The sequence below is a fragment of the Saccharopolyspora sp. 6M genome (assembly GCF_020176775.1).
In the GTDB taxonomy this organism is placed as follows: domain Bacteria; phylum Actinomycetota; class Actinomycetes; order Mycobacteriales; family Pseudonocardiaceae; genus Saccharopolyspora_C; species Saccharopolyspora_C gregorii.
In genome coordinates, this window is sequence record NZ_JAIUJZ010000034.1 from 1 (window position 1) to 9664 (window position 9664).

Annotated in this window: 9 protein-coding genes; 7 read left to right on the top strand and 2 right to left on the bottom strand. The window is 72.7% G+C overall.

What is annotated here, in order from left to right; translation table 11 throughout:
- Nucleotides 1–160: 160 nt before the first annotated feature.
- The 7 genes from LCD31_RS06095 (at nt 161) to LCD31_RS06125 (ending at nt 6682) form a co-directional block, all read left to right on the top strand.
- Nucleotides 161–820 carry an HAD family phosphatase gene (locus LCD31_RS06095; RefSeq protein ID WP_224956529.1) on the top strand — a complete coding sequence of 220 codons (660 nt, stop codon included), beginning with the start codon at nt 161–163 and terminating at the stop codon, nt 818–820.
- On the top strand, nt 817–1845 hold the full coding sequence (locus tag LCD31_RS06100; RefSeq protein ID WP_224956530.1) for a phosphotransferase family protein: 1029 nt from the start codon (nt 817–819) through the stop codon (nt 1843–1845). The genes LCD31_RS06095 and LCD31_RS06100 overlap by 4 nt, the downstream gene beginning before the upstream one ends.
- Nucleotide 1846: 1 nt before the next feature.
- Nucleotides 1847–3055: an acyl-CoA dehydrogenase family protein gene (locus LCD31_RS06105; RefSeq protein WP_224956533.1), complete on the top strand. Its 1209-nt coding sequence runs from the start codon at nt 1847–1849 to the stop codon at nt 3053–3055.
- A 35-nt stretch (nt 3056–3090) separates the two neighbouring features.
- Nucleotides 3091–3843 (top strand): 3-oxoacyl-ACP reductase FabG, encoded by a 753-nt coding sequence (fabG, locus tag LCD31_RS06110; RefSeq protein WP_224956534.1) that lies wholly within the window; start codon nt 3091–3093, stop codon nt 3841–3843.
- Nucleotides 3844–3930: 87 nt separating this feature from the next.
- Nucleotides 3931–5109, top strand: a complete 1179-nt coding sequence (locus tag LCD31_RS06115) for an acyl-CoA dehydrogenase family protein (protein WP_224956535.1) — start codon at nt 3931–3933, stop codon at nt 5107–5109.
- Nucleotides 5106–6206 carry an acyl-CoA dehydrogenase family protein gene (locus LCD31_RS06120; RefSeq protein WP_224956536.1) on the top strand — a complete coding sequence of 367 codons (1101 nt, stop codon included), beginning with the start codon at nt 5106–5108 and terminating at the stop codon, nt 6204–6206. The genes LCD31_RS06115 and LCD31_RS06120 overlap by 4 nt, the downstream gene beginning before the upstream one ends.
- Nucleotides 6207–6229: 23 nt before the next feature.
- Nucleotides 6230–6682, top strand: coding sequence for a MaoC family dehydratase (locus LCD31_RS06125; RefSeq protein ID WP_224956537.1), 453 nt, complete (start codon nt 6230–6232; stop codon nt 6680–6682).
- A 232-nt stretch (nt 6683–6914) separates the two neighbouring features.
- Here the strand turns inward: LCD31_RS06125 and LCD31_RS06130 are convergent, their stop codons facing one another.
- On the bottom strand, nt 6915–7799 hold the full coding sequence (locus tag LCD31_RS06130) for a hydroxymethylglutaryl-CoA lyase (RefSeq protein WP_224956538.1): 885 nt from the start codon (nt 7797–7799) through the stop codon (nt 6915–6917).
- A gap of 58 nt (nt 7800–7857) precedes the next feature.
- The gene (locus LCD31_RS06135; RefSeq protein ID WP_224956539.1) at nt 7858–9423 is read right to left on the bottom strand and encodes an AbgT family transporter; all 1566 of its coding nucleotides are present in this window, start codon (nt 9421–9423) and stop codon (nt 7858–7860) included.
- Between the last annotated feature and the right edge of the window lie 241 nt (nt 9424–9664).

The following is a 9664-nucleotide window of genomic DNA, read 5'->3' on the forward strand; positions in this document are numbered from 1 at the left end:
CCGCTCCCTCTGTTTTCCCCGGGGGGGGGCCCCCCGGCCAAAAAACCCCCCCCCCCCCCCCGGGCTGCTGAGGTTCCGCCACCCCACCCCTCGAGCAGGCCGACCACGATCCGCGGGAAGGGTCTAGCGGGCATACCGGCTAGTCGGTACGGTCCGGTGCATGGCCTCCTCGATCCAAGCGGTGATCTTCGACTACGGCGGGGTCCTCACCACGCGGGGCCGGGACGCGATCGATGCCTGGACCCGCGCCGAACGGATCAAGCCGGAGACGTTCTCCGCCGCGCTGAAGGAATGGCTGTCCCGCAGCGCCCCCGCAGGCACGCCGATCCACCGGCTGGAGACGGGCGAGCTCTCCGGCGCCGAGTTCGACCGGCTGCTGGCGTCCCGGCTGCGCACCGTGGACGACGAACCCGTCGCGCCGGACGGCCTGATGGCGCGGATGTTCTCGCACATGCGCCCGGACGAGGCGATGCACCGGCTGGTCGCCGACCTGCGCGCCGCCGGGGTGCGCACGGCGATGCTGTCGAACAGCTGGGGCAACAACTACCCGTGGGAGACCTTGGAGGGGATGTTCGAGCTGGCCGTCATCTCCAGCGAGGTGGGCCTGCGCAAACCGGACCCCCGGATCTACGAGCTCACCCTGGACCGGCTCGGCCTGCGCCCGCAGGAGGCCGTGCTCGTCGACGACGGCGCACCGAACGTCGAGGCCGCCGAGCAGCTCGGCCTGCGCGCGGTGCTGCACACCGACGCCGCCAAGACCCGCGCCGAGCTCCGCGGGCTGCTGCCACGGCTGGGACCCGACACCGCGGAGGAGACATGAGCGACGACCTGCCCGGACTCGACCTGACCCGGCTGCGCGAGCACCTGGACCGGGAGCTGCCCGGCCTGGTCACCGGGCCGCTGACCGGCGAACTGGTGCAGGGCGGCCGGTCCAACCTCACCTACGTCGTCGGTGACGGCGCGCGGCGCTGGGTGGTGCGCCGGCCGCCGCTGGGCCACGTGCTGGCGACCGCGCACGACATGGGCCGCGAGCACCGGGTGATGTCGGCGCTGGCGGACACCGCGGTGCCGGTGCCGCGCACCTACCTGATGTGCCAGGACGAGGACGTGCTCGGCGCCCCGTTCTACGTGATGGAGCACGTGGACGGCACCGTGTACCGCTCCCCCGAGCTGACCGAGCGGCTCAGCACCGAGCAGCGGCGCGAGCTGTCGATGCGGTTGGTCGACGTGCTCGCCGACCTGCACTCGCTGGACCCGGAACAGGTGGGGTTGGGCGACTTCGGCCGCCCCGAGGGGTTCCTGGAGCGGCAGGTGCGGCGCTGGAGCAAGCAGCTCGCCGCCTCCCGCAGCCGGGACCTCGACGGCATCGAGCGGCTCGCCGAACTGCTCGGCGCCCGCATCCCGGCCACCCGGCGCACCGGCATCGTGCACGGCGACTACCGGCTGGACAACGTGCTGGTCGGCGACTCGCTGGAGATCGGCGCGGTGCTGGACTGGGAGATGGCCACGCTCGGCGATCCGCTCACCGACCTCGGGTTGCTGGCGGTGTACTGGGAGGGGCTGGACGGCGTGCAGCAGAACCCGATCGCGAAGGGCATCGGCCCGGAGTACGGGTTCCCGCCGGTCCGCGAGCTGTGGCAGCGCTACGCCGAGCGCAGCGGCACCGACCTGTCCGACGTCGAGTGGTACCGGGCGTTCGGCTTCTTCAAGCTCGCGGTGATCAGCGAGGGCATCCACTACCGCTTCACCCGCGGGCAGACCGTCGGGGACGGCTTCGAGCACATCGGGGCGCTGGTCCCGCACCTGGTCGCCCAGGGCCTGTCCGCTCTCGACGAGGAGGCATGACATGGAGTTCGGCTACGACGCCCGCACCGAGGAGTACCGCGGCAGGCTCGCGGAGTTCGTGGACGAGCACATCTACCCGTCCGAGCCGGTGCTGCACGAGCAGCTGGCCGCCGCGGGCGACCCGTGGGCGCACGCGCCGATCATCGAGGACCTGAAGGCGAAGGCCAAGGACGCGGGCCTGTGGAACCTGTTCCTGCCCGGGGAGCACGGCGCTGGCCTGACGAACCTCCAGTACGCGCCGCTCGCCGAGATCATGGGCCGCAGCCCGCACCTGGCGCCGGAGGTGTTCAACTGCTCGGCGCCGGACACCGGCAACATGGAGGTGCTGGCCGAGTTCGGCACCGACGCCCAGCGGGAGCGCTGGTTGCGGCCGCTGCTGGACGGCGAGATCCGCTCCGCGTTCTGCATGACCGAACCGGACGTGGCCTCCTCGGACGCCACGAACATCGGCACCCGCATCGTGCGCGACGGCGACCACTACGTGATCAACGGCCGCAAGTGGTGGTCGTCGGGGGCGATGAGCCCGCGCTGCAAGATCCTCATCGTGATGGGCAAGTCCGATCCGGACGCCGAACGGCACCGGCAGCAGAGCCAGATCCTGGTGCCGGTGGACACGCCGGGCGTGCGGATCGAGCGCGGGATGCACGTGTTCGGCTACCACGACGGCGACCACGGCGGGCACGCCGAGATCGTGTTCGAGGACGTACGAGTCCCGGCCGAGAACATCATCTCCGGCGAGGGCGAGGGCTTCGCGATCGCGCAGGCCCGGCTCGGGCCGGGGCGCATCCACCACTGCATGCGCGCCATCGGCATGGCCGAACGCGCGCTGGCGCTGATGTGCCGGCGCGCGCTGGCCCGCTCCGCGTTCGGCGGCCCGATCGCCGACCAGGGCGTGGTGCAGCAGTGGATCGCCGATGCGCGCATCGCGATCGAGACGAACCGGTTGCTGACGTTGAAGACGGCGTGGCTGATGGACACCGTCGGCAACCGGGGCGCGCACACCGAGATCCAGGCGATCAAGGTCGCGGTCCCGCAGATGGTCACGTCCATCATCGATCGCGCCATCCAGGCGCACGGTGCGGCCGGGGTCAGCCAGGACACGCCGCTGGCCTCGCTGTACGCGCACGCCCGCACGCTGCACATCGTGGACGGTCCGGACGAGGTGCACCGCCGTTCGCTGGCCCGCCGCGAGCTCAAGCAGTACCGCTGAAGAACTCCCCCGACGACGAAGTGAGGGAACCACCCATGTCGAACAAGACCGCGATCGTCACCGGCGCCGCCCGCGGAATCGGCGCGGCCACCGCGAAGCGGCTCGCCCAGGACGGGTTCGCCGTCGCGGTGATCGACCTCGACGAGCAGGCCTGCGCCGACACGGTCTCGGCGATCGAATCGGCGGGCGGGAAGGCGCTGGCGGTGGGCGCGGACGTCAGCGACGCCGACCAGGTCGCGGCCGCCGTGGACCGGGTCGCCACCGAGCTCGGCGCCCCGACGGCGCTGGTGAACAACGCGGGCGTGCTGCGGGACAACCTGCTGTTCAAGATGTCCGATTCGGACTGGGACACGGTGATGTCGGTGCACCTGCGCGGTGCGTTCCTGATGAGCCGGGCCGTGCAGAAGCACATGGTGGAGGCCGGGTGGGGCCGCATCGTGAACCTCTCCAGCACGTCCGCGCTGGGCAACCGCGGGCAGGCGAACTACTCGACGGCGAAGGCCGGGTTGCAGGGTCTGACGAAGACGCTGGCCATCGAGCTCGGCAAGTTCGGCGTCACCGCGAACGCGATCGCACCCGGGTTCATCGCCACCGACATGACGAAGGCGACGGCGGAGCGGGTCGGCGCGAGCTTCGAGGACTTCTCGAAGGCGGCCGTGTCCACCATCCCCGTCGGCCGGGCGGGCGAGCCGGACGACATCGCGAACGCGGCGTCGTTCTTCCTGGACGAACGGTCCGGTTTCGTCTCCGGCCAGGTCCTCTACGTGGCGGGCGGTCCCCGCGACTGATCTTCCGGGGTGGGCGCCTCGCGGGGCGTCCACCCGCTCGTCGGGGGTTCGCTTGCTCAGGTATCCGGGGGCAGAAGGAGTGCTGAGATGACCGATGCGGACGAATTGCGCACCGCGGTGCGGGATTTCCTCGCCGAGCACGATCCCGGCGGTGACCGGCTGGAGTTCCTGCGCGCCCGGTTCGACGCCGGGCTCGCGTGGGTGAACTACCCGGTGGGCCTCGGCGGCCGGGACGCGCCGCGGGCGCTGCAACCGGTGGTGGACGCCGAGTTCGCCGCCGCCGGCGCACCGGACAACGCCCCGTCCCGCAACGGGATCGGGCTCGGCATGGCGGCGCCGACGATCCTGCGCTTCGGCACCGACGAGCAGCGCGCCCGCTACCTCCGTCCGCTGTGGACCGGCGAGGAGGTGTGGTGCCAGCTGTTCAGCGAGCCCGGCGCGGGTTCGGACCTGGCGGCGCTGGCGACCCGGGCGGTGCGCGACGGCGACGACTGGATCGTCGAGGGCCAGAAGGTGTGGACGTCGTTCGCGCACCGCGCGCAGTGGGCGATCCTGGTGGCCCGCAGCGATCCGGACGTGCCGAAGCACCAGGGCCTGACGTACTTCGTGTGCGACATGACCGATCCGAACGTGGACGTGCGGCCGCTGCGCCAGATCACCGGTGAGGCCGAGTTCAACGAGGTGTTCCTGAACGGGGTGCGCATCCCCGATTCGCAGCGGCTCGGCGAGGTCGGCCAGGGCTGGCAGGTCGCGATGGGCACTCTGATGAACGAGCGGGTCGCCATCGGCGGCGGCAGCGCGGGCCGCGAGTCCGGCATGATCGGCGTGCTGGCCGAGCAGTGGCGCGCGCACCCGGAGGCGCGGACTCCCGGCGCGCACGACCGGCTGCTGCGGCTGTGGGTGGAGGCGGAGGCGACCCGGCTCACCGGGCAGCGGCTGCGCCAGCAGCTGGCGGTCGGCACTCCTGGCCCGGAGGGTTCGGCGGTGAAGCTGGCCTTCTCCCGGCTGAACCAGGAGATCTCCGGTTTCGAGGTGGAACTGCTCGGCGAGGAAGGCCTCGCCTACGACGACTGGACGTTGCGCCGCCCGGAGAACGTCGACTTCACCGGCCGCGGCCCCGGCTACCGGTACCTGCGGGCGAAGGGCAATTCCATCGAGGGCGGCACCTCGGAGGTGCTGCGCAACGTGATCGCCGAACGGGTCCTCGGGTTGCCGCCGGAGATCCGCACGGACAAGGACGTGCCGTGGAAGGAGCTGCCGCGATGAGCGCCGACCTGCTCTACACCGAGGTCGAGGAGGACCTGCGCGCGGCGGTGCGTCGCGTGCTGCGGGACCGCTGCGAGATCGGCTCGGTGCTCGCCCGCTGCGAATCCGGCGAGCCCTACGACCTGGCGCTGTGGCGGACGCTGGCCGGGGAGCTCGGGGTGGCCGCGCTGGCGGTGCCGGAGGAGTCCGGCGGTTCGGGCGCCGGGGTCCGCGAGCTGGCGGTGGTCGCCGAGGAGCTCGGCCGGGCGGTGGCGCCGGTGCCGTTCCTCGGGACCGCGCTGGCCACGGCCGCGCTCGACGCGGCGGGGGCGACCGGCCCGGTCCCGGACATCGCCTCCGGGGCGCGGGTGGCGACGGTCGCGGTCGGGCTCACCACGGCACCGTCCGCGCCGCTCCCGTCCGGGGTGCGCGTCGAGGGCGGGAAGCTGACCGGCTCGGTGACCGCGGTGGTCGACCTGGAGGTCGCCGATCTGGTGCTGGTGCCCGTCAGGGGCCCGGACGGCACCGGACTGCACCTGGTGGACACCGCCGATCCCGGTGTCGTGCGGACTCCCGTGACGCCGCTGGACCTGACGCGCCGGTTCGGCACCCTGGAGCTGTCCGGAGCGCGCGGCGAGCTGATCGCCGCGGACGCGGAACCGGTGCTGCGCCGGGCGTTGCTCACCGCGGCCGGGGTGCTCGCCGCCGAGCAGGTCGGCCTCGCCCAGCACTGCCTCGATTCCACTGTGGACTACGTGCGGACCCGGCACCAGTTCGGCCGCGCCATCGGGTCGTTCCAGGCCGTCAAGCACCGGCTCGCCGACCTGTGGTCCGGGGTGAGCACCGCGCGCGCCACCTCGCGGGCCGCCGCCGACGCGCTGACCCGCGAGGAACCGGACGGCGAGACCGAGCTGTCCGTCGCGCTCGCGCAGGCGTACTGCTCCGACCTGGCGGTGCTCGCCGCCGAGGAATCGTTGCAGCTGCACGGCGGCATCGGCATGACCTGGGAGCACCCCGTGCACCTCTACCTGGGCCGGGCCAAGAGCGCCCAGCTCACCTTCGGCACCGCGGACCGCCACCGCGCCAGGATCGCGGAACTCGCCGACCTCCCCGCCTGAGAACCCCTCGAACAGGAGCGACCATGCGCGTGTTCACCAGCGCCGATGAAGTCCGCGCGGCCACCGGGTCCGAGCTGGGCACCAGCGACTGGCTCACCATCACCCAGGAGCAGGTGGACGGGTTCGCCGACGCGACCCTGGACCACCAGTGGATCCACGTCGACACCGACCGTGCGCAGCAGGGGCCCTTCGGCGGCACCATCGCGCACGGCTTCCTCACGCTGAGCCTGCTGTCCGCGCTCAACGCGCAGACCTACCGGTTCGAGAACGTGAAGATGGGCATCAACTACGGGCTGAACAAGGTGCGGTTCCCGAACCCGGTGCGGGTCGGGGCGCGGGTGCGGTCCCGGACCCGGCTCGCCGAGGTCACCGAGATCGACGGCGGCGTGCAGCTCACCGTCGAGTCCACGGTGGAGATCGACGGCGCGGAGAAGCCGGCCTGCGTCGCCCAGGGCCTCACCCGCGTCCTGTTCTGATCCCGGGGCATCGGTCCTCCGAATCTGCGCCGCGGATCGTGTCCGTTTCCTGTCAGCGGCGAAGCCGATGAGCGGAGACCACTCACGCAGACCGACCACCCGCGGGTTCTCAGCGGGACCCTCGCGAGGACAGCGTTTTCTCATGTGGCGGAGCCACCGGTGAAAACGATCCCGCAGCGAGGGTCCCGCTGAGGTTCCGCCACCCGACCCACTCAGCAGCAGAAGTAACGAATCAACGAGTTTTCCCCAGCATGGCGGGGACTTCGCGGTGCAGCCGTTCGCCGAGCCAGGTGCCGGTGGCGGCGAGCTCGTCGGCGTCGAGTCCGGTGTGGACTCCCATTCCCGTCAGCAGGTAGGCCAGGTCCTCGGTGGCGATGGTGCCGCCGAACCCGGGCCTGGTCGCGGAACCGCCGATCCCGCCGATGCTCGCGTCGAGCGCCGCCACCCCTTCCAGGAAGGCGGTGGCGGCGTTCGCGTAGCCGGTGTTGCGGGTGTTGTGGAAGTGGCAGCGCACCGGCACGCCCGGCGCCTCCTCGCGGACGCGTTCCAGCACCCGCACCACCTGCGTGGGCACGCCGATACCGGCGGTGTCGGCGAGCACGATCTCGGCGGGCCCGGCGTCGGCGATCCGGCGCGCCAGCGCGGCCACGTGCTCGGCGGACACCTCGCCCTCCAGCGGGCAGCCGAACGCGACCGCGATCGTGGCGATGGGCCGCAGCCCGTGGCGGTGCGCGCGGGCGGCGAGTTCCGCCCACCGGGCCAGGTCCTGCTCGGTGCTGCTGCGCCGGGTGCGGGCCGCGTGGCCGTCGGTGGCGGCGACGATCGCGTTCACCTCGTCCACTCCGGCCACGGCGGCCCGGTCGAGCCCGGGTTCGTCCAGCACCAGCGCGAGGTACCGCACCCCGTCCGGCCGGGGCAGCGCCGCCAGCAGCCGTTCCGGTTCGCCGGAGTCCGCGCCGAACGCCGCGACCTCGATGCGGCGCAGTCCGGCGGCGAGGGCGCGTTCGACGAGCTCGACGCGGTCCGGTGCGGCGATCGCGGTCCGCTCGTGCCGCAATCCGTCGCTCGGGCCCACCTCGACGACCTCGATCCGGGCCGGGACACCCGCCTGCTGCATCGCGCTCGCCTCCTGCCGCCGGGAACGGTGCGCCCGGAGGGTTCCCCGCGGCGGCGCTTCACAACCTGATGCCCATGCCCGGCCCCAGCGGCAGGTCCGCGAAGTAGAAGGAGGTCAGCACCAGGGCCCACAGCAGCCAGAACGGCACCACGAACGGCGCCATCCGCGCCACCAGCGTGCCGAGCCCCGCCTGCGGTTCGTAGCGCCGCAGGTAGCCCAGGATAATGATCATGTAAGGGTTGAGCGGCGTCATGATCTGCGTCGCCGAGTCGCCCACCCGGAACGCGGCCTGCGCGAACCCCGGTTCGAAGCCCAGCAGCGCGAACATCGGCACGAACACCGCCGCCATCAGCGTCCACAGGCTCGACCCGGAGATGATGAACAGGTTCAGCACCGACGCCAGCACCATGAACCCGAGGAACGCCGGGAAACCCGCCAATCCCAGCGCCCGCAGCAGATCGGCACCGCCGACGGCGAGCGCCGCGCCCAGGTTCGTCCAGTTGAACAGGCCGATGAACTGGCCGAGCATGAACGCCAGCACCAGGAACCCGGTCAGGTCCCGCAGCGCCGCCGCCATCAGCTTCGGCACGTCCCCGGCGCCGGTGACCGCCCCGGACGGCACGCCGAACGCGATGCCGGGCACCAGGAACGCCAGGAAGATCAGCGTGGTGACCGAGTCCAGCAGCGGCGACTCCGGCAGGAACCCGCCCGCGTCGTTGCGCAGCGGCGAACCGGCCCAGAGCACCAGCGCCAGCACCGCCACGACGAGCACGGCGGCGGCGATCCCCGCCCAGCACAGCCCGCGCCGCTCGGCGGCGGACAGGGTGGCGGTGAGCTGCTCGGGCGCTTCGCCGCCGGTCCCGGTCCCGCTCTCCTCCCGCGGCACCCCGGCCCGCACCAGCCGCGGCTCGATGATCCGGTCGATCAGGAACCCGGCCAGCAGCGCCAGCACGATCGAGGACACCGCGTTGAAGTAGTAGTTCGACACCGGCGTCACCGTCGTACCCGGGTCCGGCAGGATCGAGGCGACCTCGTTGCTGATCCCGGAGAACAGCGCGTCCAGGCTCGTCACCACCGGCGCGGTCGAGTACCCGGCGCCCGCGGCGGCGAACCCGCCGAGCAGCCCCGCCACCGGATGCCTGCCCGCCGCCTTGAACACGAGCGCGGCCAGCGGCGGCACGATGATCATCGCGGAGTCGGCCATCACGCTGGAGGTGATCCCGACGAACCCGACCGCGTAGGGAAGCACCCAGCGCGGTGCCCCGCCGAACGCGGCCCTGATCAGCGCGGTGAGCAGCCCGGTCCGCTCGGCCAGCCCCACCCCGAGCATGATCGTGACGACGGTCTCCAGCGGCGGGAAGCCGATGAAGTTCGCCGGCATCTCGGTGAACAGGAACCGCAGCCCCTCGCCGGACAGCGCCGCCCGCACCGGCGTGTCCTCGGCGGCGCCCGGGATCCGCACCGAGACGCCGAACGCGGCGACCGCGGTGGAGACCACGGCGACGAGCACGAACAGCAGGGCGAACAGCAGGAACGGTTCGGGCAGCCGGTTTCCCGCCCGTTCGACGAGGTTGAGCACCCGGTCCAGCCGGGTCTGCTTCGCGGATGCGGCGGTGTCGGCCATGCGATCTCCAGCTGCGCGGCGGCGGTCGGCTCCCCGGCACGGCCGGAGGACGCTGGGGGGAACCTAGTCCTCCGGCCGCGCGCGGTGAAGCGTTCCGGGTCGATCGCGACGCCGTCGGCCGCCCGCGCGCGCGCCGGGGGGCCCCCCCCCCCCGGGCCCCCGGGCCCCCCCCCCCCCCGCGGGGGCGCGGGGGGGCTCGCCCCCGCGGCGGTGGCGGCGCGGTCGCCCGGGCGGGCCACCC

What these genes read in the sequence shown, in the direction of transcription:
- LCD31_RS06095 (WP_224956529.1), top strand. Translation starts at nt 161, where the DNA reads ATGGCCTCCTCGATCCAAGCGGTGATCTTCGACTACGGCGGGGTCCTC.
- LCD31_RS06100 (WP_224956530.1), top strand. Translation starts at nt 817, where the DNA reads ATGAGCGACGACCTGCCCGGACTCGACCTGACCCGGCTGCGCGAGCAC.
- LCD31_RS06105 (WP_224956533.1), top strand. Translation starts at nt 1,847, where the DNA reads ATGGAGTTCGGCTACGACGCCCGCACCGAGGAGTACCGCGGCAGGCTC.
- fabG (WP_224956534.1), top strand. Translation starts at nt 3,091, where the DNA reads ATGTCGAACAAGACCGCGATCGTCACCGGCGCCGCCCGCGGAATCGGC.
- LCD31_RS06115 (WP_224956535.1), top strand. Translation starts at nt 3,931, where the DNA reads ATGACCGATGCGGACGAATTGCGCACCGCGGTGCGGGATTTCCTCGCC.
- LCD31_RS06120 (WP_224956536.1), top strand. Translation starts at nt 5,106, where the DNA reads ATGAGCGCCGACCTGCTCTACACCGAGGTCGAGGAGGACCTGCGCGCG.
- LCD31_RS06125 (WP_224956537.1), top strand. Translation starts at nt 6,230, where the DNA reads ATGCGCGTGTTCACCAGCGCCGATGAAGTCCGCGCGGCCACCGGGTCC.
- LCD31_RS06130 (WP_224956538.1), bottom strand. Translation starts at nt 7,799, where the DNA reads ATGCAGCAGGCGGGTGTCCCGGCCCGGATCGAGGTCGTCGAGGTGGGC.
- LCD31_RS06135 (WP_224956539.1), bottom strand. Translation starts at nt 9,423, where the DNA reads ATGGCCGACACCGCCGCATCCGCGAAGCAGACCCGGCTGGACCGGGTG.